26 protein-coding genes and 5 pseudogenes are annotated in these 26,826 nt (G+C 69.4%); 18 read left to right on the top strand and 13 right to left on the bottom strand.

What is annotated here, in order from left to right:
* Nucleotides 1-93 precede the first annotated feature (93 nt).
* A complete protein-coding gene (locus G5C60_RS22785) occupies nt 94-2,394 on the top strand; it encodes a glycoside hydrolase family 3 N-terminal domain-containing protein (RefSeq protein WP_165262194.1) in 2,301 nt (766 codons plus the stop codon).
* Here the strand turns inward: G5C60_RS22785 and G5C60_RS22780 are convergent.
* From G5C60_RS22780 to G5C60_RS22755, 6 genes are all read right to left on the bottom strand, one after another.
* A complete protein-coding gene (locus G5C60_RS22780; RefSeq protein WP_165262192.1) occupies nt 2,358-3,287 on the bottom strand; it encodes a carbohydrate ABC transporter permease in 930 nt (309 codons plus the stop codon). The two genes, G5C60_RS22785 and G5C60_RS22780, sit on opposite strands and share 37 nt — an antisense overlap.
* Nucleotides 3,284-4,303: a carbohydrate ABC transporter permease gene (locus G5C60_RS22775; protein ID WP_165262190.1), complete on the bottom strand. Its 1,020-nt coding sequence runs from the start codon at nt 4,301-4,303 to the stop codon at nt 3,284-3,286. Before G5C60_RS22775 ends, G5C60_RS22780 begins: the two co-directional genes overlap by 4 nt.
* Before the next feature lie 2 nt (nt 4,304-4,305).
* Complete coding sequence (locus G5C60_RS22770; RefSeq protein ID WP_165262188.1) at nt 4,306-5,682, bottom strand: extracellular solute-binding protein; 1,377 nt, start codon at nt 5,680-5,682, stop codon at nt 4,306-4,308.
* Between the two features lie 169 nt (nt 5,683-5,851).
* On the bottom strand, nt 5,852-6,610 hold the full coding sequence (locus tag G5C60_RS51200; RefSeq protein ID WP_338145895.1) for a peptidyl-prolyl cis-trans isomerase: 759 nt from the start codon (nt 6,608-6,610) through the stop codon (nt 5,852-5,854).
* A complete protein-coding gene (locus G5C60_RS22760) occupies nt 6,607-10,890 on the bottom strand; it encodes a glycoside hydrolase family 38 N-terminal domain-containing protein (RefSeq protein WP_165262186.1) in 4,284 nt (1,427 codons plus the stop codon). The genes G5C60_RS51200 and G5C60_RS22760 overlap by 4 nt, the downstream gene beginning before the upstream one ends.
* Nucleotides 10,891-11,105: 215 nt before the next feature.
* On the bottom strand, nt 11,106-11,990 hold the full coding sequence (locus G5C60_RS22755) for a MurR/RpiR family transcriptional regulator (RefSeq protein ID WP_165262184.1): 885 nt from the start codon (nt 11,988-11,990) through the stop codon (nt 11,106-11,108).
* Between the two features lie 202 nt (nt 11,991-12,192).
* Between G5C60_RS22755 and G5C60_RS22750 the strand changes: the two genes are divergently transcribed.
* Nucleotides 12,193-12,957: a sugar isomerase domain-containing protein gene (locus G5C60_RS22750; protein WP_165262182.1), complete on the top strand. Its 765-nt coding sequence runs from the start codon at nt 12,193-12,195 to the stop codon at nt 12,955-12,957.
* A gap of 37 nt (nt 12,958-12,994) precedes the next feature.
* On the opposite strand, the gene G5C60_RS22745 is transcribed toward G5C60_RS22750, so the two are convergent.
* Both G5C60_RS22745 and G5C60_RS22740 read right to left on the bottom strand, forming a co-directional pair.
* Entirely contained in the window at nt 12,995-13,204 is a 210-nt protein-coding gene (locus G5C60_RS22745; RefSeq protein WP_338145894.1) for a DUF397 domain-containing protein, read from the bottom strand.
* Nucleotides 13,201-14,067 (bottom strand): helix-turn-helix domain-containing protein, encoded by an 867-nt coding sequence (locus G5C60_RS22740; protein WP_165262180.1) that lies wholly within the window; start codon nt 14,065-14,067, stop codon nt 13,201-13,203. The genes G5C60_RS22745 and G5C60_RS22740 overlap by 4 nt, the downstream gene beginning before the upstream one ends.
* A gap of 148 nt (nt 14,068-14,215) precedes the next feature.
* On the opposite strand from G5C60_RS22740, the gene G5C60_RS22735 reads away from it, so the two are divergent.
* Complete coding sequence (locus G5C60_RS22735) at nt 14,216-14,716, top strand: ATP-binding protein (protein WP_206439868.1); 501 nt, start codon at nt 14,216-14,218, stop codon at nt 14,714-14,716.
* Between the two features lie 409 nt (nt 14,717-15,125).
* Here the strand turns inward: G5C60_RS22735 and G5C60_RS22730 are convergent.
* Nucleotides 15,126-16,335: pseudogene (locus G5C60_RS22730) on the bottom strand (IS1380 family transposase); the annotation flags it as partial.
* A 243-nt stretch (nt 16,336-16,578) separates the two neighbouring features.
* Here G5C60_RS22730 and G5C60_RS22725 point away from each other — a divergent pair.
* The 3 genes from G5C60_RS22725 to G5C60_RS22715 all read left to right on the top strand — a co-directional run bounded on the left by G5C60_RS22725 (nt 16,579) and on the right by G5C60_RS22715 (nt 18,338).
* Nucleotides 16,579-16,827: an ATP-binding protein gene (locus G5C60_RS22725; protein WP_241266982.1), complete on the top strand. Its 249-nt coding sequence runs from the start codon at nt 16,579-16,581 to the stop codon at nt 16,825-16,827.
* 140 nt (nt 16,828-16,967) lie between these two features.
* Nucleotides 16,968-17,633 (top strand): response regulator, encoded by a 666-nt coding sequence (locus G5C60_RS22720; protein ID WP_165262178.1) that lies wholly within the window; start codon nt 16,968-16,970, stop codon nt 17,631-17,633.
* Between the two features lie 171 nt (nt 17,634-17,804).
* Complete coding sequence (locus G5C60_RS22715) at nt 17,805-18,338, top strand: alpha/beta fold hydrolase (protein ID WP_165262176.1); 534 nt, start codon at nt 17,805-17,807, stop codon at nt 18,336-18,338.
* A gap of 79 nt (nt 18,339-18,417) precedes the next feature.
* Here the strand turns inward: G5C60_RS22715 and G5C60_RS22710 are convergent, their stop codons facing one another.
* Nucleotides 18,418-18,843 carry a Rieske (2Fe-2S) protein gene (locus G5C60_RS22710; RefSeq protein ID WP_206439867.1) on the bottom strand — a complete coding sequence of 142 codons (426 nt, stop codon included), beginning with the start codon at nt 18,841-18,843 and terminating at the stop codon, nt 18,418-18,420.
* A 78-nt stretch (nt 18,844-18,921) separates the two neighbouring features.
* A complete protein-coding gene (locus tag G5C60_RS22705; RefSeq protein WP_206439866.1) occupies nt 18,922-20,166 on the bottom strand; it encodes a monooxygenase in 1,245 nt (414 codons plus the stop codon).
* 184 nt (nt 20,167-20,350) lie between these two features.
* On the opposite strand from G5C60_RS22705, the pseudogene G5C60_RS22700 reads away from it, so the two are divergent.
* A pseudogene (locus G5C60_RS22700) lies at nt 20,351-20,674 on the top strand (transposase); the annotation flags it as partial.
* A gap of 45 nt (nt 20,675-20,719) precedes the next feature.
* On the opposite strand, the gene G5C60_RS52255 reads toward G5C60_RS22700, so the two are convergent.
* Nucleotides 20,720-21,043, bottom strand: coding sequence for a transposase (locus G5C60_RS52255; RefSeq protein ID WP_241266991.1), 324 nt, complete (start codon nt 21,041-21,043; stop codon nt 20,720-20,722).
* Between the two features lie 89 nt (nt 21,044-21,132).
* On the opposite strand from G5C60_RS52255, the gene G5C60_RS22690 reads away from it, so the two are divergent.
* The 10 genes and pseudogenes from G5C60_RS22690 (at nt 21,133) to G5C60_RS22660 (ending at nt 26,124) form a co-directional block, all read left to right on the top strand.
* Nucleotides 21,133-21,672, top strand: coding sequence for an FAD-dependent monooxygenase (locus G5C60_RS22690; RefSeq protein WP_206439865.1), 540 nt, complete (start codon nt 21,133-21,135; stop codon nt 21,670-21,672).
* Nucleotides 21,642-21,776 (top strand): annotated as a pseudogene (locus G5C60_RS54235) (aromatic-ring hydroxylase C-terminal domain-containing protein); the annotation flags it as partial. The gene G5C60_RS22690 and the pseudogene G5C60_RS54235, both read left to right, overlap by 31 nt.
* 372 nt (nt 21,777-22,148) lie before the next feature.
* The gene (locus G5C60_RS22685; protein ID WP_165262174.1) at nt 22,149-22,391 is read left to right on the top strand and encodes a hypothetical protein; all 243 of its coding nucleotides are present in this window, start codon (nt 22,149-22,151) and stop codon (nt 22,389-22,391) included.
* Between the two features lie 82 nt (nt 22,392-22,473).
* A complete protein-coding gene (locus G5C60_RS22680) occupies nt 22,474-23,616 on the top strand; it encodes an amidohydrolase family protein (RefSeq protein WP_206439864.1) in 1,143 nt (380 codons plus the stop codon).
* 342 nt (nt 23,617-23,958) lie between these two features.
* Nucleotides 23,959-24,198 (top strand): annotated as a pseudogene (locus G5C60_RS54230) (helix-turn-helix domain-containing protein); the annotation flags it as partial.
* A gap of 157 nt (nt 24,199-24,355) precedes the next feature.
* Nucleotides 24,356-24,502, top strand: a complete 147-nt coding sequence (locus tag G5C60_RS54225; protein WP_420907399.1) for a hypothetical protein — start codon at nt 24,356-24,358, stop codon at nt 24,500-24,502.
* 102 nt (nt 24,503-24,604) lie between these two features.
* A pseudogene (locus tag G5C60_RS22670) lies at nt 24,605-25,097 on the top strand (transposase family protein); the annotation flags it as partial.
* Entirely contained in the window at nt 25,071-25,532 is a 462-nt protein-coding gene (locus tag G5C60_RS52245) for a protein kinase domain-containing protein (protein ID WP_338145896.1), read from the top strand. The pseudogene G5C60_RS22670 and the gene G5C60_RS52245, both read left to right, overlap by 27 nt.
* Nucleotides 25,533-25,563: 31 nt before the next feature.
* Entirely contained in the window at nt 25,564-25,878 is a 315-nt protein-coding gene (locus tag G5C60_RS22665) for an FAD-dependent monooxygenase (protein WP_165262172.1), read from the top strand.
* A 30-nt stretch (nt 25,879-25,908) separates the two neighbouring features.
* The gene (locus tag G5C60_RS22660; protein WP_165262170.1) at nt 25,909-26,124 is read left to right on the top strand and encodes a hypothetical protein; all 216 of its coding nucleotides are present in this window, start codon (nt 25,909-25,911) and stop codon (nt 26,122-26,124) included.
* Between the two features lie 83 nt (nt 26,125-26,207).
* Here G5C60_RS22660 and G5C60_RS22655 read toward each other — a convergent pair whose 3' ends face one another.
* On the bottom strand, nt 26,208-26,549 hold the full coding sequence (locus G5C60_RS22655) for a hypothetical protein (protein ID WP_165262168.1): 342 nt from the start codon (nt 26,547-26,549) through the stop codon (nt 26,208-26,210).
* Nucleotides 26,550-26,594: 45 nt separating this feature from the next.
* Between G5C60_RS22655 and G5C60_RS22650 the strand changes: the two genes are divergently transcribed.
* The gene (locus G5C60_RS22650) at nt 26,595-26,801 is read left to right on the top strand and encodes a hypothetical protein (protein WP_165262166.1); all 207 of its coding nucleotides are present in this window, start codon (nt 26,595-26,597) and stop codon (nt 26,799-26,801) included.
* Nucleotides 26,802-26,826: the final 25 nt, after the last annotated feature.

The following is a 26,826-nucleotide window of genomic DNA, read 5'->3' as shown; positions in this document are numbered from 1 at the left end:
CCCCCGCACCCACCACCCACCCAAGGGGCGCGGGGAACTGCGCGACCAGCCACCAACCAACCCGCACCCGACAGCGAAGAAGCGACCACCCCCATGCTCTACCGCAATCCCACCGCCCCCATAGAAGAGCGCACCCGCGACCTGCTCAGCAGAATGACGCTGCGAGAGAAGGCCGGACAGCTCAACCAGCGGATGTACGGCTGGGACGCCTACCGGCGCACCCCGTCAGGGTTCGAACTGACCGCGGCGCTACGCGCCGAGACCACCCGCTTCGGCGGTCTCGGCGCCCTCTACGGACTACTGCGAGCCGACGCGTGGTCGGGCGTGGATCACACCACGGGAGCCGGCGCGGCGGACAGCGCCGCGCTCGCCGACCAAGTGCAGCGCCACGTCATAGAACAAAGCCGGCTCGGCATACCCGCCCTGTTCGTCGAGGAGGTACCCCACGGCCACATGGCCCTGGACGGCACGGTCCTCCCGGTGAACCTGGCCGTCGGCGCCACCTGGGACCCCGAGCTGTACGAGCAGGCCGCCGCCCACGCCGCGGCCGAACTCCGTTCCCGCGGCGCCCACGTGGCGCTCGTCTCCGCACTGGACATCGCCCGCGACCCCCGCTGGGGCCGTACGGAGGAGTGCTTCGGCGAGGACCCGTACCTCGCGTCGCGTCTCACCGAGGCGCTCGTACGCGGCATGCAGGGGAACCCCGGCGATCTCTTCGCCCCCGACAAGGCCCCCGTCGTGCTGAAGCACTTCGCCGGCCAGGGCGCCACCGTCGGCGGCCGCAACTCCGCGGAGTCGGAGCTCGGCCCGCGCGAACTCCACGAGATCCACCTCCCCGCCGCCCGCGCCGGCGTCCGTGCCGGGGCCGCCGCCGTCATGGCCGCGTACAACGAGGTCGACGGCATCCCCTGCTCCGGCAACCGCGCCCTGCTCGACGGACTGCTGCGCCGCCGCTGGGGATTCGAGGGGCTGGTCATGGCGGACGGCCTGGCGGTGGACCGGCTGGCCCGGATCACCGGCGACCCGGTCTCGGCGGGCGCCCTCGCCCTGAACTCGGGCGTGGACCTGAGCCTGTGGGACGAGGGCTTCACGCACCTGGAGGAGGCGGTGGAGCGAGGCCTCGTACGCGAGGACACCCTCGACGCCGCGGTCGCCCGCGTCCTCCGCCTCAAGTTCCGCCTCGGCCTGTTCGAACGGCCGTATGCTGCAGACCAGTTGGCAACCCCTCCCGCAGCCCCCGGCCGCGACCTGAGCACCGCCCTCGCCCGAGCCGCGGTCACCCTCCTCCACAACGACGGCGGTGTCCTCCCCATCCCGCCGACGACATCCCGTATCGCCGTCCTGGGCCCGCACGCCGCCACCACCGCGCATCAACTCGGCGACTACACGGCCCCACAACGCCCCGGCACCGGCGCAAGCGTGCTGGACGGGATGCGACGGCTCGCCCCACCGGAAGTGGAGATCAGCCACGCGCGCGGCTGTGCCCTCACCGGCGGCGACACCTCCGGCATCCCCGAGGCCGTGGCCCTGGCCGACGCCGCCGACCTGGCCGTGCTCGTGCTCGGCGGCAGCAGCGCCCGTACCCCGGAGACCGGTTTCGCCGCCAACGGAGCCGCGCTCAGGACGGTCTCCGAGATGACCTGCGGCGAGGGAGTCGACCTCGCCGGATTGCGGCTCGGCGAGGCGCAGTACGAGCTGCTGCGGGCCGTCTCGGCGACGGGCACCCCCGTCGTGGTGGTCCTGGTGCAGGGCCGCCCGCACGCCGTCCCGGAGGCGGCGGACCTCGCGGCGGCGCTGCTGACCGCCTGGTACCCGGGCCCGTGGGGCGGCGACGCGATCGCCGAGGTGCTGTTCGGGCACGCGGAACCGGTCGGCAGGCTTCCCGTCTCCGTCCCCCGGTCGGCGGGCCAACTGCCCGTCTACTACAACCACAAGGACACCGAGTACGGGTCCTACGCGGACGAAAGCGCCGAGCCGCTCTACTCCTTCGGGCACGGGCTGTCGTACACGACCTTCGAGTACGGCCCGCCGCGCCTGTCACAGGACACGGTCGAGGTCGACGTCACCAACACGGGGGAGCGGTACGGCCGTACCGTCGTCCAGCTCTACATCCGCCGTCTGCTCACGCCCGTCTGGCCGCGCACCCTCGAACTGCGCGCGTTCCAGGGAGCCGGTCTCGCGCCGGGCGAGCGCCGCACGGTCGCCTTCTCCCTCGGCGCCGACCAACTGGCCCAGGTCGGCGCCGACTTGGAGACACGGGAGACATCCGTACTTCCCGGTACGCTGGAGATCCGGGTCGCCGAGTCGGCGAAGGCCGCGCTCACCGCCGTACCCGTCGTGCTGCGGACAGACGGGGATCAGAGCTTCACGGCCCCCGACGAGACACCCTTGTAGAACCACCGCTGTGTGATGACGAACAGCACCAGCACCGGGATGACGGAGATCACCGCTCCCGCCATGACCACCCGCTGGTCGTAGCCGAACGACGAGCTCTGCAGCCGCGAAAGACCCAGCGTCAGCGTCATGCTGCTCTCGGAGCGCAGCACGATCAGCGGCCAGAGGAAGTCGTCCCAGGCGGCGATGAAGGTGTTGATGACGACCACCAGGATCGCGCCCCACGCGGACGGCAGGTAGAGGTGCCTAAAGCGCTGCCACTCGCCCGCACCGTCGATCATCGCCGCGTCCTCGATCTCGCGCGGCACCGCCATGAACGCGGCACGCATCAGCAGGACGTTGATGGCACCGACGAACCCGGGCAGCCAGACGCCCACCAGGCTGTCGACCAGGCCGAGGTCACGGATGCTCAGGAACAGCGACACCATGATCGACTCGAAGGGGAACATCATGGAGGCGGCCAGCAGCACCCAGACCGTCTTGCGGCCCTTCCAGCCGGGCTTGGAGAGCATGTAGCCGGCCGTGGTGGAGAACAGCAGCTGGCTGCCGACGGACAGGACGACCACGATCATGCTGTTCCTGATGTACGTGGCCACCGGTACCTGCTCGAAGACCTGCCGGTAGGCCCGCAGGGTCGGGTCGTGCGGCAGCAGCGTGGCGTTCGCCCCGAACACGTCCTCGCCGGTGCTCTTCAGCGACGCCAGGAGCTGCCAGATCAGCGGCCCGACGGTGATGGCGAGCACGAAGAGCAGCAGCAGGTAGCGGACGATCAGTTCCCGGGGGCGGCCGTAGTCGCGCCAGCGAGGGAGTCGCGGGAGTCGCGGGCGGCGCGGGCGACGAGTGCCGGGGGTCTGGGGAGTCCGGGGTGCCTCGGCGGTGGTGAGGCTCGTCATGACTCGTCCTCCTTCGTCAGGCGCTGGGCCAGCAGGGTCAGCCCCAGCGTCAGCAGGAACAGCGCCACGCTGACCGCCGATCCGTAGCCGGCGTTGCCGGTCAACGGGTCCAGGCCGACGTCGCGGATGTAGAAGGGCAGGGTGCGGTCGGCGCCGCCGGGGCCACCGGTGGAGCTGCCGAGCATGTAGATCTCGGTGAACACCCGCAGCGAGCCGATGCCGGTGAGTGTGCCGACCAGCATCATGGCCTGCCGCACGCCCGGCACGGTGATGTGCCAGAAGCGCCGGATCGCACCGGCGCCGTCCATGGACGCCGCCTCGTGCAGCTCCCGGGGCACGTTCCCCAGCGCGGCCAGGTAGAAGATCATGTACCAGCCGAGCCCCTTCCACAACGTCAGGCCCATCGCGGAGAACAGGATCAGCCACGAGTCGGACAGGAACGGAATGGCGTCCTTGATCAGATGGGCCTTCTCCAGTGAGGTGTTGATCAGCCCCTCGTCGGCCAGCAGCCACTGCCAGCTCAGACCCACGACCACACTGGAGGCGAGTACCGGTGTGTAGAAGGCCGACCGGAAGAACCCGATGCCGGGCAGGTTCTTCTCCACCAGGACGGCCAGCAGCAGCGGCAGCAGCACCATCAGCGGCACCACGATCAGCGCGTACAGCAGGCTGTTGCGGGTCGCCAGCCAGAAGTCGGAGTCGTCCAGCATCCGCGTGTAGTTGGACCACCCGACGAAGTTCGCGGCGCCGCCGAGCGGCTTGGCGTCGGTGAACGACAGCAGGAGGGTGTTGAGGAACGGGAACACGCCGAAGACCGCCGCGCAGAAGATGGCGGGCGCCGCCCACAGCCAGGGCTGCCACCAACGGCGGTACAGCGCCGCGCCGTTGGCGCCGGGAACGGGGCCAGGCCGCAGGGCCCGGCCCAGTCGGCGTATGCGGGACGGGGCCGTGCCCGGCACGGAGGCTGTGCGCTCCGTACCGGGCACGGACACCGGTTTCGCGGTGTCGGTCACCACCGTCAGCCGCCCTGCTTCAGCAGTTCGTTCGCCTTCTCCTGGGCGTCCTTCACCGCCTGCTCGGGGCTCTTCTTGCCCTGCATGGCCAGCTGCACCTGGGACACGATGGCCTTCTGCACCGCCGGGGAGATGACGGTCTGGTAGGCGGTGGCCGTCTTGAGCTGCTCGGCGACGAGCTTGCGGGCCTGCGAGAACGGGTCGTCACCCGTGGCGTTCTGGAAGAACGGGTCGTCCAGCGATTCCGAGGTCGTCGGGAAGATCACGACCTTCGGGTCCTTGCACCAGGCCGTCTGGTTCTCGGCGTTGGTGAGGAACTTGGCGAACGCGAGCGCCGTGGGGGCGTTCTTGCTGGTCGAGGCGGCCGCGATGTACTGCGGGGCACCGGTGGTGTGGCCGAGCGCGTCGAAGGGCTGCTGGCCGACGCCGGTCTTGGCGTAGACCGACGGGCTGTTCTGCTGCACGAAGCGCACGAAGCTCGGGTTCGTCGAACCGTACGCGACCTGGCCCTGGCTGTACGGCGTGGAGGGGTCGTTGCTGGAGGACAGCGAGTCCTTCGGCATGGCGCCTTCCTTGTACAGCTTCGCCATCCAGGCGACCCACTCGGTGGTCCTCGGGTCGTCCGCGAAGGTGGCGGACTTGCCGTCGGCGGACAGCGTCTTGATGTCCATCTGGTCCCAGTCGGCCGGGATCCGCCAGATCGGGTTGGCCATCGTCGCGTAGTACTTGCCCTTGGCCGATTTGGCGATCTTCTCGTAGTCGGCGAACAGCCCGAACATGGTCGTCGGCGGCTTCGCGGGGTCGATCCCGGCCTTCTCCAGCATCTCGGTGTTGTACGTCAGCAGGACGCCGCCGGTGTACCAGGGGAAGACGGTGTGCACCGACGCGCCCTTGGAGTCCTTCATGGTGCTGGACTTCCAGAACGCCGGGACGAAGGGCTTGCCGGAGGAGGGGTCCTTGACGCCCAGGTTGAGCAGGTAGCCGTGCTTGGTGAGGGCGGTCGCGGTCTCGGCGTTGAGGTTGAGCACGTCCGGCAGGGTGCAGGCCTGGGCGTCGGCGACGTTCCGCTGGGTGAACGTCGCGTCGCCGGGGTCGTCGATCCACTTGACCGAGGTGCCGGGGTTGGCCTTCTCGAAGTCCTTGATCACTCCGTTGAAGAAATCGCCGAAGTCTTTCTTCAGGTTGGTGGTCTGGAAGGTGATCTTGCCCTTGACGTCGCCGGAGAGCTTGCCGGAGCCGATGTTGCCCTTGTCGACCTTGCAGTTGCCCACGGTGGCGTCCCCGTCGCCGCCGCCCGAGCCGCCCGACAGACCACAGCCGGCGGCCGTCAACGACAGGGCGACGAGACAGGTCAGGGATCTGGTGAGTCTTCTTGCACGCATGCTTGCCCTCCTGGGACCAGCGACTGCTGGTTCAAATCACCAACTTGGACTCCGATTGATGAAAAGGTGGACCAAAATTCATCGGAGGTCAATGGGGTGCCGTGTTGCTTTTGGGTTCCGGCTCCGGGTCGGTGCCGGTCGGTGACGGCCGGCCTCGGGTCGGCCTCGGTCAATGCCGGTGCTCGTGGTCCGGGTGCGAGGGATCGCCGGGGTGCTCGTGACCGACGGCGTACACCACCCCTGCGCGTGCCCGGTCGAGCCAGCCGAAGAAGGCGCGGCGGCCCGCCGCCTGCCGCAGCCCGTGGGCGATGCCCTCCCATACGTCCGCGTACGGCAGGAAGTCCTCCGCTGCCGCCCCGCCGAAGGGATCCACGCCTCGCCGCAGAGCCTCGTGGGTGAGGAAGCGGTCCCGGTTGCGGTCGTAGTAGTCCCACACCGCCGCTTCGGGGAGGTCCTGCTCGTCCGCGAGACGGGCGAACAGGGTGCGTGCGGCGGGGGAGTAGGCGAGTACGACCGCGACGATGCTCCCGAGATCGGCGACATCCGCCTCGTCCACGGCGAGCACCTGTGACGGCGTGGCCTCTTCGGAGGGCTTCAGCCCGCGCTCGGCGCAGGCGTGGCGGGCGAGCTCGTCGGCGACCACGACCTGGGTCGCCCACCGGCGGCGCTGCCGCTCTGCGCGCGCCAAGCGCTCTGCGGGGAGCGCGGTACGAGAACTGCGGGCCGTCCGTGGCTGGTCGCGCAGTTCCCCGCGCCCCTTAAGGGGCGCGGTGCCGCACGGGGCTTCGTCTGCTCCGGTCACTGACTCCGGACCTGGCTCGCGGTCACGCGGAGGCATGGCTTTCAGCAGCGCGTCCACCCGTTCCCTGGCGAGGGGTTCGCCGTGCACCAGGGCGGCGGCATCGTCGGGTGGGTGCACATGTGTCACGGCGTCACCTCCAGCGGAACGGCCTCCGTGTAAGCGACATGGCCGTGCCAGGCGATCTTCGCCATCAGCCAGTACGAGCCCTGCGGCACCGCACAGCCGTCCACCTCGATCGCGCACTCCAGCCGTTCCCCGGGCGCCACCGTGAACCCCTGGCAGCCCGGGCTCACCCCCGGCCAGGTGCCCCAGGAGGACACGGCCCACAGCGTGCCGTTGATCGGCCCGCGCGTGGTGTTGTGCACGGTCACCGGAACCCGGACCCGCTCATCCCTGCGCACGCCGACCCGCTCAACTCCCAGCCGGGACACCAGAGTCGGGCCGGTACGTCCGTCCGGCTCGCCCTCCGGGACCGCGCCCGGCACGTCGAGGGCCACGACATCCTCGTACGTCTGACCGCCGTACGACAGCCGCGCGGCGAGCCAGTGGCGACCGGGTACGGCATCGGGGGCGGGCGTCACGGTGACCTCGGCGAGCGTGAATCCGCCGGGGCCGAGGGCGTACGGCAGCTCGGCGGGCCCGGCGGACCAGCCGGGCGGCACGTGGACGGTCACGGTGCCCGACACCGGGGCGTCGGTGAGCTCCGAGGCGACGCGGACGGTCGCGGTGACGGGGCCGGCGGCGGTGAGCGTGCTCGGCGAGAGATACACGGTCACGGGCATGTTGCCGCGCGGCGCGGGGCCGGAGTTGTGCAGCCAGTAGCGGGTGTGGACGGGTTGGGCGGGCTCGTGTGCGGCGACCCCGGACTCGTACGCGGCGATCCCGGACCCGGAAGGAGTGGCCGTACCGCTGTCGGGTGTCGCCAGCACCGTGGCGACCTCGAATCCGGTCAGGCCGACCCCGATGACTCCCTCCTCCGGGGCCAGTGGCTCTCCCGGGTTCTCCAGGACATCGGCACGCGCGCCCGCCGTCCATGGCAGCGGCCCACGGACCCGCGCCCGCACCGGCCGGCCCGACACCTCGTGCATCCGCACCGCGACCCCGCGCGCCGGGTCGGCCGACGCCACGCTGCCACGGGCCAGCGGTGAGCCGAGCGGCTTGAGGGCGTCGAGCAGTACCTGGCCCTCCGGTTCGAGGCCCAGCAGGGCCGTCCTCCTCGGCAGTACGCGGTCGTCCGCGGCCTCGCCGTCGCGTACTCGCGCGGTGAGCGGATGGTTGAACTCATGGCCCGCCTGCGGAAGACGCAGGTCGCGCCAGTCGCCCTCGCCGCCCAGTACGGCGTACTCGAAGGTGTGGGACCAGCGCTGGAGCTGGAAGGCCGAGCCGTCGGGGGCGGTGCGGCGGGGCGGGTCGATCCAGATGCCCGAGGGCCAGCCGGTGCAGGAGCGCATCAGGGACATGTACAGGTCGCCCGAGGCCGTGACGACACAGCCGGGCGTACCGCGGTTGAGGACGGCGAAGCTGCGGCCGTCCCACGCGTCGCCCGGCGGCAGGGCCTCGCCGCCGCCCGCGGCCGTGGCGTGCAGCGTCGCGTCGTCCAGGTCGGCCACCAGGGTGTCGACCGCCTTGGCGTCGTCCTCGGGGCGGGCACCCGCCACCACGAGCAGCGGCAGCCGTTCCAGGTCCCGGAGGTCCGCCCCGGGCACCCACTCCTCGCGCAACCCGGCCCGCGGCGCGACCCACACCGCCGCCACGCCCCGCTCGGCCAGCTGCCGCCGCAGCTCGCGTCCGGCGGCCGGGTCCCAGCTCAGCGCCTCGGCGACCACGGAGTTGCGATCGGGGGTGCCGACGGCGATGCGGATGTCCGGGAGGTTGGAGTCGACTTCGAGGTCGCCGTACCGGGGACCGTCGGCGATCGTCGAGGTCGCCGTGACACCCGCGCGGACGAGGGCCGCCGCGAGCGGGGCGCCCAGTTCCCCGGCCTCGTCCCAGGAGGTGTGGATCAGCTCGGCGACACCGATCGACCGCTGCCCGAGGAGGGTGCCCGCGTCGTCCCGGAGCTCGGTCCGCGCGGTGGAGCCGAGGCCGAACCAGGTGTTCGCCGGATTGTCCAGCGTCCAGGGAAACTGCTCACTGTCGACGTCGACGAACCCGAAGCCGCGCCCGATGACCGCGTCGGCCACCTCGTGCACCGGCAGCCCGCCCCGCACGTCCGACGGCCACCGCACCCGGATGAGCCGGTCGGACCCGTCGTAACCGTCGATGGTGGTGGACGCGTCGAGGCGTGCGACCCCCTTCCACAGACACAGCCGCTGCGTGTAGCGGAAGAGACCGAGGTCGGCGGTGACGGTGATACGGGAGCCCGCGGGGGAGTGCTCGACCCGGACGTCCGCGGTCACCTCGCGGCTGCGGGCGGCGGTGGTTCCGGTCGGGGTGAGGTGCCAGGGACCCTCGCCGAAGCGCGGGTGCCTCGGGTACTCCTCCTGCACGACCAGCTCGTTGCCGATGTCGCCCGTGCGCAGCAGCTCCCGGCCGCCTTCCGCCAGCGCGCGCAACCCGCTCACGCCCCCGCCGCGCGCCGGATCGACAGTCACCTCGTAGAACTCGTTGCGGATCGTGGTGCCTTCGCCGGGCGTCCACTCGGGTACGGAGCCCTGGGCGAGCGGGAGCGCCCGCAGACCCATACCGGGAACCTCCGGTACGACCACGCGCAGTCGGCCGTCCTCCTCGCGTACGGCGGGCAGCGGCAGACCCGTGTCGTCGAGCGGGACGAGACCCGGGTCGGCCACGGTGAGCACGTTCCGCCGCTCCCACGTGGCGGAGTTGCAGACGACCAGGTCCGGGCCGCCGCCGGGCAGTCGGGCCACCTGCCGGGCCAGGGCGCCGGTCGCGTCGGCGTGCACCGTCCCGGCCAGGTCGTACAGCTCGCGCCAGCCGGTCAGCAGGTCGATGTAGACCTGGTCGGACTCGGAGCCGGTGATGGCGTCGTGGTGAGCGCCATAGATCAGCTGACGCCAGCCCTTGTCGAGGGCCGCGTCCGGATAGGGATGCCCGGTGACCAGCGAGGCGAGCGTCGCCCACGCCTCCGCGTCGGCGAGCAGCGTCTCGCCGTACCGCTGAGCCTGCTTGGTGTCGATGTACGAGACGTCCTTGCCGGTGTAAACGGGGTTCATGTCCCGCGTCTGCGGCGAGGCCTTGCGCCCCTCGGCCGCCAACTCCGCCCGTACGGCGGCGAAGAAGTCGCGCGGCACGGCGCTGACGAAGCGCGGCCACACGTACCGGTCGGTCCAGTCGCGGTGGATGTCCATGACCCAGCGGCACGGCGGCGCGTAGTCCCCGCCGACCGGAAGCAGCACGTTGCGCGTGAGCGCCACCTGCTTGAGCCCCTTGAACAGCTTGTACGCGGCCGCCTCCGCCTCGGGCAGCGTCGGCGCGTTGTCGATCGCCCAGCCCGCGCCGTAGTGGTTGACCATGTACGCGGTCAGCAGCCCGCGCCCCGACGGAGCGATCCACGAGAACTCCGCCGGGAACTGCATCCGGTTCGGATCCCGCGGCTCCTCCCCGAAGACGGACAGCGTCGGCCCCCACTGGTGGAAGGGCCCGCGCGCCCATGAGCTGGAGCTCAGCCCCGCGTCCGCCATCAGCCCCGGGAACTGGGGGTCGTGCCCGAAGGCGTCCAACTGCCAGGCGGTCTCGGGCGAAGCACCCATGACGGCCCGCTGGAAGCCGTCCCCGTACACGGCGTTGCGTACGGTCGCCTCGGCGCCGGTGAGATTGGTGTTGGGCTCGTTGTACGTACCGCCCATGATCTCGACGCGGCCGGTGCGGATCAGCTGCCGCAGAAAGGCGCGCTCCTCCGGGAAGGCGTCCCAGTACGGCTTGAGGTAGTCGACCTCCGCGAGCACGAAGGTATACGCCGGGTCGCGGCGCGCCAGATCGCAGTGGGCCCGCACCAGGCTCATCCCGGACTGCCCGCGCGAGTCGAAGGTGCGGGCCGGCAGCCCGCTCGTCGCCGGGTCGTCGGCCACGTCCCAGGTCTCGGTGTACGCGGCCTGCGTGTTCCACCAGACGGGGTCGTAGTGGAAGTGGCTGACCATGAACATCGTCCAGCCGGGCTCGGCGACCGTGAACTCACCGGTGTGGCGGGCGAGTTGGTCTCCGTCGGCGGCGGTCACCGTGATCTCGCGACGCTCGCCGACGGCGAGACCGGTGACCACGGGTATCTCGGCGCGCACGGTGCCGTCCTCGGCGGCCGCGGCCCGGGCCTCACCAGTCACGCCGGGACCCTCGACAGTGAGGCGGACGGTCCGGCCCGGGATGTGGCTCAGCTCGACGGCCACCACCTGGCGCGGCTGCTCGGTGGTTCCGACGAAGAGCTCGGTCGACTCGACAGAGGACACGCGCATGGCAGGGGGCTCCTACGAGGATGCTCGGCGGAGCCACATCCTGACACTGGAGGGATGGTTCAAACAACCATTTCTTGGCGTCGTTGGTGGTTCATCCATGCAGAGGGCGCCTGCGTAGCCTCCGGTGCAGGTCTGCGCCCCGTAAGCGGCGCGGGGAACTGCGCGACCAGCCCCCACCGGCCCGCAGCTTCATCGCTGCGCTCCCAGCCGAGCGCTCAGCGGGCGCGCCGCGACTTCACCGCATGCTGCGGCGTGATGTGGTCGGTCAGCGCCAGCGACGCGCTCGCGCGCTGGTAGGAGAGCTGGGCGACCCGGACGTACAGGCAGTCGATGAGCACGAGCACCGAGTGCCGGCCGCCGATGCTGCCGGTGCGGAAGCTGGTCTCCGAGGTGGAGGAGATGAGCCGGATGTCGGCGGCCCTGGCGAGCGGCGAGCGCGGGTCTGAGGTGATCGCCACGGTGGTGGCGCCGCGCTCCTTGGCCAGCTCGAACGGCTCGATGGTCTCCCGGATGGCCCCCGAGTGCGAGATGCCGATGGCGACGTCCGCCGGGGTGAGCAGGGCGGCGGAGGTGGCCGCGGCGTGCACCTCGGTCCAGCCGCGCACCGCACAGCCGATGCGGAACAGCCGGGTCTCCGTCTCCTGGGCCACCGCGCCGCTGCCGCCGACGCCGTAGACATCGATGCGCCGGGCGCGGGCGACGGCCTGGGCCGCGCGCTCCATCGCGTCGAGGTCGATCCGCTCGATCGTCTGCTGGACCGCACGCAAATCCGCACTGCCGACGACCTGGACGACCCGTTCGAGGTCGTCGTCCGGGGAGATGTCCGGGCCGATCTCGGCGCTCCCCCAGTCGGAGACCTCGCCGCGGCCGCGCTCCTGGGCCAGCTCGATCAGCAGATGCTGGTACGAGTCGAGGCCGATCGCACGGCAGAAACGGGTCACCGTCGCCTGGGAGGTACCGGTCCTGCGGCCCAGCTCGGCGGCCGAGGCGTGCGTGACGCTCGCCGGATCCTCCAGGATCAGCTCGCCCACCTTCCGCAGGGAGCCGGCCAGCCGGGGCAGCTCGGTGCGGATGAGTGCGGTGACGTCCGTCGGGGGCATCCGATCTCCTTGATGCTGACTGTCGAGAATGTAACAGCCACCGTATAACTCCCTACTTGAAATTCAGGACCGGCGGGGTGCGGGGGCAACTGTGGAGGGGGCCCGACGGGCCCCGCCTTGCTCGCCGATCGCGACGTATGATTTATTCATTCACGCATAGATGTACGCGATGGTGGTTCAATCCACCGGTGGGGAGTACCCCGTGTCTGCCGAGTCCGTGAGCGCCGACGGTTTCGCCCGCGAAAGCCTGGCTGTCCTTGACCGCATCACCGAGTCCGCGCGGGGCGAAGTGCGGCGTGCCGCCGAGCTGATCGCCGACTGCGTCAGCGCGGACGGCGTCATCCAGGCGTTCGGCACCGGGCACTCCCAGGCCATCGTCCTGGAGGTCGCGGGCCGCGCCGGCGGACTGGTACCCACGAACCGTCTCAGCATCGCCGACCTCGTCCTGTACGGCGGCGAGGAACCCGGCGTCCTCGACGACCCGCTCCTCGAGCGCAAGTCCGGTGTCGCCCGGCGGATCTACGACCTGGTCGCACCACGGCCCGAGGACCTCTTCGTCATCGTCTCCAACTCCGGCGTGAACAACGTGATCGTGGAGATGGCCCTGCACGCCAAGGAACAGGGCCACCGCGTCCTGGCCGTCACCTCGGTCGCCCACACCCGCGCCGTCCCCGCCACCCACCCCAGCGGCAAGAAGCTCGCCGACCTCGCCGACGTCGTCCTCGACAACGCGGCCCCGCGCGGCGATGCCCTCCTCGAACTCCCCGACGGCGGCGCCGTGTGCGCCCTCTCCACGCTCACCGGAGTGATGCTGGTCCAGATGGCCGTCGCCGAGGCCGCCTCACTCCTCCTGACCGCCGGCCGCCGCCCTCCGGTCTACGTCTCGGCCAACGTCCCCGGCGGCTTCGAAAGCAACCTGCAACTGGAGAAGCACTACGCGGGACGCATCCGCCGCACGGCGAGCTGAGCGGTTGCCCGCGTTGGATCTCCGGGCGCCGTCGCGTTCAGTCCAGGTGGGAGATGAAGGTGCGCCAGGCGCGGGCGGTGAAGGTGATCACTGGGCCGGTGGGGCGCTTGCTGTCGCGGACGGGGACGAGGGTGGGGATGTTGTCGGCGACCTCGACGCAGTCGTGTTCCGCGCCGCTGGCGGATGCCTTCCGCCATATCGCCCTGGTGAAGTCGCATGCGTACAGCGCAGCTTTGGGATCGGTCACTTCCGGTGGCCCTCTTCCAACTCGGCGATCCTCGCGAGCGAGTCCTCCACGGGAAGCGCCGTCGCACGGATGCGTTCGAAGGCCTTGGCGAAGGGCGTCGCGTCGTCGCCCTCAACGTACGTCGCGCCGCTGAGGTTTTCCAAGAGCACTACTGACGGCATGGGTTGGGGAAATCCGGTCAGGGTGAAGCCGCCCACCACACCAGGGTGCGCGGTGGAGTCCGGCGGCATCAACTGAACGGTGACGTTCGGCATCTCCGACACGTCGAGGAGCCGCCGGAGTTGCTCACGCATGGTTGGGGGACGCACGGCGAAGCGCTGGTGCAGCGCTGCCTCGTGGACGATGGCCCACAGTTCCGGAGCCGTCCCCGGACGGGAGAGTACGGACTGCCGGGCCATCCGTACCTCCGCCAGGGCGGTGACCTCTTCGGGGGTGCGTGACGTCGTCACGCCGGCGATCGTCTCGCGCGCGTAGGCAGCTGTCTGCAGCAGGCCCGGCACAACCAGCGGGGACCACGCGCAGATCGTCTCGGCATCTGTTTCCAGGGAGATGTAATCGGCGTAGGTGGGAGACACGATCGCGCTGTACGTCTGCCACCAGCCCTTCTTCCCGGCGTCTCGCGCCAGGGCGCCCAGAGCGTCCCTCACCCGGGTGTCTTCCACGCCGTAGACCGTCAGCAGGGAGCCCACATCTGCGGGTCTGATCGACTGGGTGGCGCCCTCGATCTTCGAGAGCTTCGGTGCCCTCCAGCCCATGGCGCCGGCAGCGGCGTCGAGCGTCATCCCCGCTTCATTACGAAGGCGCCGAAGGCTCGCGCCCAGTCGGCGGCGTCGAACGGTCGGTACGAGCGGTGAGTTGGGCATACGCGGAGTTTGGCAATGCTCGCGAGAAGATCGCACACCGTCGCGAGAACTTCACTCCTTCGGGTTGGAAGTTTTCTACCTCAGGGAGAAAGGATCGCCTGTGGCTGAAGCTGGGGCAGTTCCAACCGCCCGCCAAGGAGGCCGCGCCATGCAACCCACCCCACCCCTCATCACGCTCCTCGACGCCGCCACGGCCACCGCACCCCATGGACGAACCACCCCCGGCTTCTACGTCCGCTCCCGCCCCCACGGCTTCGCCGCACACGTTTGCGGCTCGCACCAGAACCTCTCCGCCGTACGGCAATTGACGAGTACTGAACTGCTGGCACAGGGCGTGGAGTCCGACACCGTCGACTCCGCGCAGCTCGTACTCTCCGAACTCGTCGGCAACTCGGTACGGGCGTACGGCGATTACGTGCCGCTCGTGGTCGAGGTGTACGTGACGTCGCACGGCGTCGCGGTGAACGTCCACGACCCGGACCCCGGCACCCTGCCCAGGCGCCGAGCGACGATGCTCGACAGCGCGGAGGCGGAGACCGGGCGTGGGCTCGGGCTGGTCGACCTCCTCGCGCCGGGATGGCACGTCCGGCGGTCGGCAATCGGGAAGCAGGTGCGCTGCCGCGTGCCCGTCGAACCCGGCTGGAACTGAGGAGCTTGCTCCTGCCCTCATCGCAGGACGGCGTGGTCCGGAAGTGCACCGCCCTCGCCGGGGCGGCATCGACACCGGACCGCGTCACCGGTGGCGGACGGTCACGCGGTGGATGACCCGGATTGGCGACGATGAATCCGCCAGGACAATCGCTGGGATCGACCTCAACGGCGCACCCTGTCTGGAGCGACAATGGATCCCATGCCACGTCCATGGATGGGGTGCTGCAGCGGCGGAGGCGGCAGTTGGCCGAGGGGCCTGGTGGGTGCTGGTGCACGGCGTGAACACTTCGAACAGCGGTGTTCAGATAGCACTCGTTTGAGCACTAGGAGGACATTCTCCCCCTGAGCGTTCACGTTTTTCGCGACAGGGGTCAACACCTCGGCCCTTCCACCGGATCGCTGCTCGTTCTGAGGTGCTGTCTGCGGGCGGTGGTGACGAGCTGGGCGGCGGCGGAGAACAGGCGAAGCCGCAGGCGACGGGGCTCCCAGAGTCGGGCGGCGCCGTTCAGGGCGAGCATGGGCATCCAAGCGAGCAGGTCGAGGGCGATCTGGATGATCTCCAGCCAGATCTGGTTCTGCGCGGTGTCGTGGAGGGGCAGGTTGCGCAGGCCGGTGGCGCGGGCGTTTCGGATGCGGTCCTCGGCTCTTGCCCGTTGGCGGTGGCGCAGTTCCAGGGCGGCGATCGGAACACTGGTGGTGTTGGTGGCGAACGCGGTGAGGCGCAGGCCGTCGGCGTCGGTGAGGCGCAACTGGGCGCCGGGGTGCGGTCGTTCCTTGCGCGCGATCAGCCGCATCCTCCGCGGCCAACCCTTGAGGACGACGCCGTCGAGTTCGGCGACCCAGGCTCCGTCGCGAACGTCGCCGCCGGGCTCGACGGCCGGCGTCCAGGCCGAGGCGGGGACCTTGAGGGCGGCCTGGTGGATGGCGTCAGTGATAGTCATGCCGACCGAGTAAGACAGCCACCGGCCGCGCTGCGCGAGCCAGGCCACGAACTCGTGGGTGCCGCCGCCGGAATCGGTGCGGATCAGCGTTCGGTGTCCACGCCGATACGTCTTCGGCAGCTGCGCCAGGGCGAGCCTGGTGGTGACGATGTGATCGGCGGCGGTGTTGGAGCCCGCGTTGCCGGGCCGCAGTAGTGCGGCGACCGGCTCCCCCGGAGCCGCCCGAACCGTGGTCGACGAAGCCGATGAGCGGATGGTGGCCGAAGGTCTTCTTCCAGGTTGGCGTCGCATCCTGCTTCTCAGAGTGGGACAGCACGAGTACGCCGTCCAGGTCCACGGTCACCTGCCCGTCGGCGTCCGGGGCCGCCTTGCCCGCCAACTTCCAGACACGGGTGCGTACTTCGGTGCGGGCAGCACGGATCGCCGCCAGAGATCGGGCACCGCCTGCGGCGAGTGCGTCGATCAGGCGCGAGACGGTCGGGTCGGAAGCGAACACGACCGGCTCGGCCCGCAGCATCGCCACATCGGCCAGGCAGTCCCCGCCGAGCGCGACCGCGAGGGCCACGTCCAGCAGCATCTTCCCCGGATCGTGGACCGCACGCGGCTTGCGCCAGCGCGCCAGAGCCGTCGATATCGCCGTATCCAGACCGGACTTGCGGGCCGTCTGGAACAAGAGCCTCAAGAATCCTTATTCTCGCTGGTCAGAGGAACTTTCTGCTTGCGTGATCGACTGCTGGACAGTCTGCCGGCACTCATGAAAGCCCGAGGCTAGAGCTATTTCCGAGGAGCCTCGGCTGCTTCCGTGCGCAAGTGTCTCCCAGCCCCGATCGAGACAAGCGTGATCATCGAGCACCGCAAGGAGTCGAACGTCGCCCTGAAGCACGAGATCCGAGCGCTGCGAAATCGGCTGTTGCAATGATTGCGATCCGGCAGCCCCGACCGGCTGGACCTCGGCGTGCAACTGGCCGCCCTCCGCATCGTGCAGGAGGCCCTGACCAACGCCCTCAAGCACGCCGGCCCGCGCACCACCGTCGACCTGAGCCTGGCGGCCGACTCCTGCCAGGTCCACATCGTCGTGCACGACAGCGGCCCGCCCGACGACGAACCCGCGCCGGCGGCCAACCGGCCTGAGCGCCGTTTTAACAGTCGTCTCAGGTTCGCTCGGTAGGAAGTAGGCATCGCCGGGCGACGCGGGTCTCGGCCTCGCCGGCACGGCCGAACGCGCCGCGCTCTACGGCGGCACGGTCAGCGTCGGCCCCGCATCGGACGGCGGCTGGACCGTCTACGCGACCCTGAAGGCAGCCATTCATGAACTCTGTGCTCGTGGTGGACGCCCAGCCGCTGCAGCGCTTCGGGTTTCGCATGCTGCTGGAGAGCACCCCCGACACCGAGATCGTCGGCGAGGCCGAGAACGGCGCCGAGGCCGTTCGGTGGACCACCGAGCTGCATCCCGACGTGGTGCTGATGGACATCCCCATGCCGGGCGTCGACGGGATCGAGGCCACCCGGCGCATCGTCGCCGCCGGTGGGCGTTCGCGGATCCTGGTGCTGACGACGTTCGACGTGGACCGGTACGCGCTCGCCGCGCTGCGGGCCGGGGCGAGCGGTTTCCTGCTGAAGGACATCCGCCCGGAGGAGCTGCTCGCCGGCATCCGGGCCGTCGCCGCCGGGGACGCGGTGATCGCGCCGGCGCTGACTCGGCGGCTGCTCGACGCGTTCGCCGACCGGCTCGGCGATGACCTCTGCGGGCCCGTGCGGGAGGATCCCCGGCTGGACTCCCTGACCGGCCGCGAGCGCGAGATCCTCGTCGCCATCGGCCACGGCCTCACCAACGGCGAGATCGCGCAACGGTTCACGCTGTCGGAGTCGACGGTGAAGACCCACGTCGGGCGGGTCCTCGCCAAGATCGGCGCACGGGACCGGATCCAGGCCGTCATCCTCGCCTACGACCTGAGACTCACCCGGCCGATTTAGCGCTTCGTCTCGCGCGTCCGTCGGGGGCGCGACCGTAGTTCCCAGCCGCACCGCTCCGGGCCGATCCGCTCGGCGTGATCGACCGCTCCGCTGCCGGGTCCGCCTGCAGCCGCCCACGTCACCGCCCGTCCGACTGCCACGACGCCGCACGGGTGTGAGTTCAGTGCGGACGTGTGTGAGCTCAGAGCTGTCGGCAAGTCACCAAAGCCGGAGCGAGCCGAAAGCGGCGCGTACTGGACTCAAGCCCGTGATGTCGAGTCGCTGCGCGAGCATCTGGGGCAGGAGCGGTTGACCATCATCGGCCATGATGCCGGCACCAGGCTCGCGATCAGCTACGCGGCACAGTATCCGGGGCGGGTCGCCCGACTCCTTCTCGTCACGCCGCCGTCCACCTATCTGGTAGACGAGCCCGCCGACGCGGCGGAACGCATCGGTGAACGAAGTGGCGACCCGGTGTTCGACAAAGCTGTTGCCGCGTTCCAAGGCGGCGCCGATCTGTCCGACGAGACAGCGTTCAATGCCTGGCAGCAGGCGTGCGCCCCGATGGGGGTACGCCGCCTGGACGGCAGCCGAACAGAAGCACGCACAACTGGGGAAGTTCGACCTCGCCGCGGCGCAGGCGTTTTTCAGCGTGCAGCCACCGGAAGATCTGGCCGGAAGGCTCGCTGCGGTGAAGGTGCTGGCGAGGCTTTTCCCGAACGGTGATGTCGTGCTGATCGACCAGTGCGGCCACTATCCCTGGGTCGAACGGCCCGCCGACTTCCGGCGGGCCGCCGACACCTTTCTAGGCGGTCACGACTGAGTCGCCGCTGATCTTCACCGGGATCGGGATCAGGCCGGTGGTCGCCGGCCCTTTCTTCAGGTCGCCGGTCGCGGCGTCGAAGACGCTGCCGTGGCCGGGGCACGTGATGGTCCCGCCAGCCGGTTGGGAAACGGTGACGCCCGCGTGCGGGCAGAGCGGGTTGAGCCCTTTGACCTCGTTCTCCGATGGCCGGACGATCAGGACTTTGCCTGACGGTCCATCCACGATCGCCCCGCTGCCGACCGGGACGTCGGCCAGCTTGGCCAACGGCGTGCCACCGGAGCCGGAGGATCCTCCGGCGGGCGGGTTGGCGGCGGGTGTCTCGGACGAGCAGGCGGCCAGGGAAACCGGTGCGACCAGACCGGCTAGCAGGCCGCAGACAACCGTGCGGCGTGTTGGAGCTGGCAAGACGATGCCTCCTGAGCGCAAACAGTGGTGTTTTTCGGCTTGTTGACCTCAGTGAGCTCACACACGTTCGACGCTTCGTCAGGACTTGCGGGGGGAGACCGACATGATGCCAATGCACATCTCGTCGCCGGTGCCGTCGCCCCACACCACGTAGCGCGGCGGCAGCTTCTTCAGATGCGGCAGCTGTTTGCGCAGCCCCGCGTCGTGCGTACACGTCACCCGCAGCGTGTCCCCCGGACCGACCTCCACCGGCGACGGCAGCTTCACCATCCGCTGGTTGTCGAAGTCGAACTGCGGCACGTCCAGCAGGACCTTGGCCTTCGGCGTGCCCGGGTTGAGTTCGACCTTCATGGACCGCCCGAGCATGTGCATGTGGCCGAAACCGGCGAACACCGTCACCGGCTCCTCCACCTCGTGGTCGCAGGACTGGGTGTCACCGGGCTTCGGCACGCCGCCCTCGTTGCACTCCTCCACCTGCTCGTCCGCGAATTCGCCGACCTCCGGCCCGAACCGCTTCGTCACGTCCGCGATCGAGGCCGCTCGGTCACAGAGCGGACCCGACTCGTCGGCGGCACAGGGCAGGTCGGTCGGCGCATCGAGCGACCACGTCTCGAGTTCCCGGGTCTGCGGCGTGCCGTCCTTCAGCCGCAGCCGCACCGCCGAGCGGTCCGACCCGCCCGGCTTGCCGTCGGTCGCGAGCAGGTTGTAGTGCATCTGGAAGATGATCAGGCTGCCCGGCTTCAGCTTGAAGCCGGCGTCCTGGTCGAGCAGCGTCTCCGTGGCGCCCGGCGCCCAGGTGTCCACCCACGCCGCGCCCGGGTCGGCGCCCTCGTCGTCGTCCTCCACGTCGGTGCCCTTCACGCCGGTCCCGCCGAAACACTGCCAGCCGAGGCCGGGAGTCTTCGCGTCGTGCTCGCGCACCGCGGCAGCGTCGCCCGGCGGCACCGCGTACACGATGCCGTGGTGCGCGATGGCGGCGTTGTCCGGAATGACCTGGGTCCCGGTCAGGAACGCCTCCTTGGTCAGGCCCGGATCGAGCACCTGGCACCGGTACTCGTCCATGGCGCCCTCCGGCGGCGCGGGCGTGTAGGCCTCGGCCATCTTCAGCTTGACGAACCGCTCGCCGGCGCGCAGCGGCTGCGGTGGAGCCGATGACCCGCCCGCGTGCGCGCTGTGCGAGCTGGGCGCGGCGGGCGCCGCGTTGTTGTCGGTGTCCGACCCGCAGGCGGCGACAGCGAACGCCGTCGCCAGCGCCATGATGGCCGCCCCGAACCTCAACCGCCCGGGCGGCGCTTTCCCCGTCGGCGCTGCGTCGACTGCCATCACTAGCCTCCTACATACGGGTTGCATCGCTTATCTGGATGCCTACTTCCTACCGAGCGCACCTGAGACGAACGTTAGAGAGCTGCTACCGGTAGTTCTCTCCGGAGCGCCGTTCGACACCCGCACGAGAATCAAGGCCCGTCGCGACTGAGCCCGAAGTCACGCCCACGAAAGTCCGTCGGCGATGGACAGGAGCCAGACTCAGCTCAGAACCGACTTCTACGCCTGCCTGACCGCGCGGGTCGACGCGCTGTTCGAGCTCACCGACGCGGTGCTCTGTACTGATGGGCCGGTACGAACCCTGGTCGGGTTGTCGTTGCCGCCCGAGCACCGGCGCGGGCACGGCGCGTCGTACGACGCGCTGAACAAGGGCTGGATCGAGGTCGAACGGCTCCGTGTCGTCCTCACAGGGCTGCCGCTACCGCGGTGCGCGGGCGGGCGGCTGGTCCTGGCCGTGGACGTCAGCGCCCGGCTGCGCCCGGACGCCGCCACCAGCCCCGACAGATTGACTCTGTCGGGGATCTTGGTGTGGTCGAGGTCAAGTGCCGAGAGGTCAAGTGCCGGGGGTCCGCCAGGATGTCGGCCGGGGGATCTTGTGCTGATCGAGGTAGTCCTGGAGGGCGGTCGGCCGGCGGGGACGGGGTGCCTGTTCGGTCGGCGGTAGCCCGCTGAGTCGCTCGATTGCGTCGTTTCCGGTGGCGAGGGTTCTGGTCCTGGGCCGGGTGGGGTTCTTGCCCAGGCGGACGGGACGGCCGTAGCGACGTGCCCAGTCCTCGTCGACCAGTTCGTCCAGCAGGTGTGGGGCGATGCCGGCGACTTCCTCCGGTGCGGCGCGGACCGCCTCGGTGATCAGCTCCAGGCGGGTCAGGTCACGCACTGCGGCCAGGACATGGGTGGAGTCGATGCGCTGCGTGGTGCGCTCGCGTACTGGGCCGACCGGGTCCTGCTGGCCGGGACGCGGCCCCCGTGTACGCGCCGGTCGGCGGCCAGGGCCTCAACGCCGGTATCGCCGACGCGGCGAACCTCGGCAGGAAGCTCGCGGCCGTGGTACACGGCTGGGTCGGCGAGGACATCCTCGACACGTACACCGCCGAACGGCATCCGGTCGCGACACGCCTGCTGCAGAACACCCGGGCCCAACTCGCCCTGATGCGACCCGATCCGCAGACGAGGGCGTTGTGGGAGATGTTCTCCGACCTGATGGACCTCGACGACACCCACCGGTACGTCACCGACATGCTCGCCGGCATGGACGTCCGGTACGACCTGGGCGACGACCACCGGCTCGTCGGCACCCTGTGCCCGGACATGAAACTGAACCTGGAGCGGCCCGACCCGGACGTCGTCACTGCGATGACCCGGTCGGCGGACCTGCTGCGTGAGGGTCGTGAGCTCCTGCTGGACCTCGTCGACCCGCGGAGGTCCGCGACGCCGCGGCCGCGTGGACCGGACGGGTCAACACCGTCACCGCCCGCACCGACAGGGTGGACGTCGACGCCTTGCTGATCCGGCCCGACGGTTGTGTCGCCTGGGCCTTGCCTACCGGGCAGGACCTCGACGTCACCACGCTGGTGCGTGCGCTGGGCACATGGTTCGGCCAACCGGCCTGAGCGCCGCTCTAACAGTCGTCTCAGGTTCGCTCGGTAGGAAGTAGGCATCCGGATAAGCGATGCACCCACATGCAGGAGGCCAGTGATGGCAGTCGACGCAGCGCCGTCAGGGAAAGCGCCGCCCTGGGCGGTTGAGGTTCGGGGCGGCCACCATGGCGCGCCGGCGACGGCGTTCGCTGTCGCCGCCGACGGGTCGCACGCAGACAACAGTGCGGGCCCGCCGCGGCCGGCCCGCACAGCGCGCACGCGGGCGGGTCATCGGCTCCACCGCAGCCGCTGCGCGCCGGCGAGCGGTTCCTCGACCTGAGGACGGCCGAGGCCTACACGCCCGCGCCGCCGGAGGGCGGCGGCTCGGACGAACACCGATGCCAGATGATCGATCCGGGCCTGACCAAGGAGGCGTTCCTGACCGGGACCCAGTTCACGCCGGAGAACGTCGCCATCGCACACCACGCCATCGTGTACGCGGTGCCGCCGGGCGGCGCTGCCGCGGTGCGCGAGCAGGACGCGAAAACCCCTGGTCTCGGCCGGCAGTGTTTCGGCGGAACCGGCGCGGCCGGCGCCGAGGTCGAAGGGGGGACGCGGCGTGGGTGGGCACCTGGGCGCGCCTGGTAACGACGAAGGGTCGAACTGAAGCATCTCGCAGACGGATGCCGTACGGATACCACACCACACAAACACCTGAAGAGAGACTGACATGAAGTCTATGGGACGTCGCGGCTTTCTAGCCGCTTCCACGGCACTTGGCGCTGGTGCCGGCTTGTCCGCGTATGCCGCCGTTTCGGCAGCGGACGAGAACAAGACTCCGGACAAGACTCCCGACATTGCATTGCGAGACCGGGACCTGCCCTTCATCGGCACGGAGGAGACCTTTACGACTCCCACGTTGTTGAAGCTGAACTCCATCAATCAGGATCACATAGCGTTCCTTGAGGAAATTGGTCTTTCGGATCTAGGCCAACGCCGCATCGGCGATATGGATGCGGGGGGACTCAACGTTCAAATCCTCTCTGCTCATACACCCTCCGTACAAAATGTCCCTGGGCAAAGGGGCATCGACCTTGCCTATCGTCTTAACCGGCAACTTGTAGACGGGCCAATCGCCAAATATCCGGGCCGCTTCAAGGCTTTCGCCACCTTGCCCTTGCAGAGCCCGGAGGCGGCGGCGGACGAACTGGAACGCTCGGTTCGGGAAGATGGCTTCTTGGGCGCACTGACCAACGGACACATCGCGAAGAAGTATCTCGATCATCCCGATTTCGAGCCTGTGCTGGCACGTGCCGTTGCTCTCGATGTGCCGATCTACCTGCATCCCGGCTATCCAGCTGACGAGGTCTTCAAGATCTACTACAGCACCACACGGTCTAAATACACGGAAGAGTACCAAGACTACATTTTCAGTGGGTCTGGATATGGCTGGCACCAGGAGGTGCTGACCCAATGCGTTCGGATGATCGCGTACGGGGTTTTCGACAGATTCCCCAAACTGAAAATCATCATCGGCCACATGGGCGAAGGTCTTCCCTTTTACTACGAGCGGATCGTCAATGACATGGGCGAGCCGACCAAAGACTCGCTCGAGAAGCCCATCGGGCAATACTTCCAGGACAACTTCTGGGTCACAACCAGCGCATTCCCCCAGACCGAACTGCTCGATCTCCTGCTGAAGTACATAAGCGTGGATCGAGTGATGTTCGCAACCGACTACCCGTTCGCGGACATAAAGGAGCAGACCGACTGGTTCCGCGGAGTCGATCTGCCACGCGAAGCCAAGGAAAAGATTGCGTACCGAAATGCAGAAAAACTGTTCGGAATAAAAGCCAAAGCGCCCGCGAAGTGACGCGCCGGCGTCGGCAGAAGTGAAGAATTCTTCGGCTGTAAGGCAAGATTGCAGCCAAAGCATGCGATGCGCGGCTGCCGCATCACGCTGTCGCCATACGATGGCGGATCGCATGCTCTTCTGGAGAGATCGAAGTGTCGCGCTAGTGTCTCATGATCCGGTTTGTGTCACCTGGCGCACTGCGACTCGTTGGGCAGTGCGTGTACCTCTCTTCGGAACAGGCCGCAAAATAGCGGATGTTGGCGGCCGGTCGGCACGTGACGGCGGACGTGGCCCTTCGGGCCCGCATCGTGTTGTGGGCCGACGAGGGCCGCCGCCGTAAGGACATCGCCGAACTGGCCGGTGTCCGCGCGGACGGTGGACCGCACCAAGTCCCGGTACTCCGAGCACGGCCTGGCGGGCCTGGTGGAAAAGAAACGCGGCGGCGGGAAAGACCAGGTACCGCCGCGGACCCGCGGCCGGGTGATCGCACTGACCAGGACGAGCCCGCCGCCGGAATCGGGCCTCTCGCACTGGTCGACCCGCACGCTGGCCGATCATCTGGAGCGGCGCGAGGGCATCAAGGTCTCCTTCCACTATGTCGCCCGCATCTGGGGGGAGGAGAATCTGAAGCCGCACCGGTCGGGCACCTTCAATTGTCGAAAGGCCCTGCGTTCGCGGAGAAGGTCGCCGATATCGTCGGGCTGTACCTGGCCCGCCCGGGGGCGCTGTCGTCCTGTCGGTCGACGAAAACACGCAGGTGCAGGCGCTGGACCGGACCCAGCCGGTGCTGCCTGTGGCCTTCGCCGCCATCGAGAAGCGCACCCACGACTATGTGCGGCACGGCACCACGAACCTGTTCGCCGCACTGAGGTCTTCTCGGCGACATGATGGTTGCGGTGCGTGACCGTGTGTGCGAGGTGTCGGCTGGTGACCCGACGTCAGATATGCGTGAAGCCCCTGGTAGGAACGAGTCTGCGAAGATCAAGTTCCGGCCGAGAGGCTTCACGTGCCGTCCAGTATCACCTGCACCGCTGTGCTTGATGTCCGCAGGGGGACCGCCGAGCATCTCGCGATGCGACTGCGCGACCACCGCAGGCGGATCGGCACCCGCAAGAACACCCGCGCCCAGGGCGTCTTCAAGCAGGCCGTGCTGGTGTTGCGCTGATTCGTCGACGGCACCCGGCTCGTCCAACTCGCCCGGGACAACGGCATCGCGGCCCCGGCCGCCTACCGCTACCTGCACGAGGGCGGCCTGACCGTGCTCGCCGACCAGCGCGCCCGACCTGTCCACCGCACTGGAACGCGCGGCGGCGGCCGGATACACCCACCTCAACCTGGACGGCACGGTGATCCGCACCGATCGCGTGGCCACCGCTGGCCCCAACGGTGCGAACCTGTGGTGGTCCGGGAAACACCGGCGCCCCGGCGGGAACGTACAGGTCATCGCGGCCCCGGACGGCTGGCCGCTATGGGTGTCGCCGGTCCGCCCAGGTCGAGAAACCTCCGATCGGCCAGGGGGGTTCGCAAATGTCCATCGTGCTCTGGACCGCCAGACGGACCAGCCTGTTGCCATCGAGATCCAGCGCGACATCCAGAAGCTCGCCGGGGACGCAGCAAAGCGCTTCCGGCGGGAACTGCGGATCCTCAACGGCCTGTCGCACCCGAACATGATCCCCGTCATCGCCCACGGCGACATGTCAGACCACGATGAGATCCGGTATGCCATGCCCCTTGCCCAGGGCAATCTCCATGATCGTGTCACGGAGTTCGAGGGCAAGGAGATCGAGATCGTCGAGGTAATGAGCCAGATCTGCAGTGGCCTCCCTTACGTCCATGACGCCGGAGTCCTCCACCGCGATCTGAAGCCCGCCAACGTGCTCAGGACATCCGACGGGCAGTGGGCAGTCAGCGATTGGCGAACCCGCCGACCATGAGCTGCCGGCGTGTGACCCGTGGACCGCCCGCATGCTCATCGCCGACCGCTTCCAGGACGGCCGGGTCCTCCTCGTCGGCGAAAGCGCCCACATGAATCCCCCGTGGGGTGGGCACGGCTGCGACACGTGCGTCGGGGACGCGGCCAACATCGCCTGGAAGACCGCCGCAGTCACCGACGCCTGGCAGGCCATCCCTCACGGCTCGTCGATCGACTTCACATCCGAAGACCGCGCGCGGTTCATGTACGGCCCTGAAGGCACCCACGACCCCGCCGTGCTCAAAGCCGCCGAACCCGCCTGCGCGCCGATCCCGGTCGACGAGCTGTACGAGGTCATCGAAGGCTGAATCCGCGACTTCGCCCGTCTCGCGCCCGCCGTGAACGTGCCTGTCCACTACGGCCTCGCCGAACACGAGGGGCTGTGGAACTCGACGCCGGAGAGCATCGCCGCTTTCACCACCGCCTTCACCACCGCGCCCCAGGTGACCGCACACACGATCAACGACAGCGGCCACAACGTGGACCACCACTATGCAGGGCGAGCGTTTCACTCCGAACAGCTCGACTGGGCAGCCCGGCTCAGCCGCTCGTAAGACGGGGTGCCGGCCGTCCCGGTCCTCCAGGGCGTGTTCGAGGAGTGGTGGGGTGGCGCGAGGTGGGGCCTCGGCTCCGCTGATCACCGAGCCGCTGCTCGGGTTCGGCGGGTGCCGAGGGTGAAGTCGGTGGGGTGGCCCTGGTCGCGCAGCGGGGTCGTGATGCCGGTGTGGGTGGTGTGGCGGGTTCGTCGTGGTTGGAGAGGGCCCAGGTGGCGGGGCGTCGACCGTCGCCAGGCCGGTGATCGTGCGGGCGATGCGGCGAGGACCTGGCAGCCGACCATGATCACAGGGAGTCGGCGGGCCGCGCGGCGCAGGCCGGCGAAGTCGAGCGCGGCCACCGCGCCGAAGAACACAGCGAGTTCGAGGCGCAGGCGCTGGTCCGGGAGTGTGGATATCGCTCGCGCCAGAACGGGACGGGTCATCCGGCACGGCGAAGGAACCCCACGCCCAGCCCACAGCCACGGGCAGTGCGACGACCAGCAGCCGGCGCCACGGAGAGGGGACTTTGCGCCAGGACCCTCGACGACGCCCACCGGTACGTCGCCGACATGCTCGCCGGCCTGGACGTCCGGTACGACCTGGGCGACGACCACCGGCTCGTCGGCACCCTGTGTCCGGACATGAAGTGGACGCTGGAGCGGCCCGACCCGACCCGGACGTCGTCACCGCGGTGACCCGGTCGGCGGACCTGCCGCGTGC

It is taken from the genome of Streptomyces scabichelini (genome assembly GCF_011045015.1).
In the GTDB taxonomy this organism is placed as follows: Bacteria; Actinomycetota; Actinomycetes; order Streptomycetales; family Streptomycetaceae; genus Streptomyces; species Streptomyces scabichelini.
Note: the sequence above shows the minus strand (reverse complement) of the source record. Positions and strands in the feature narration are given on the sequence as shown.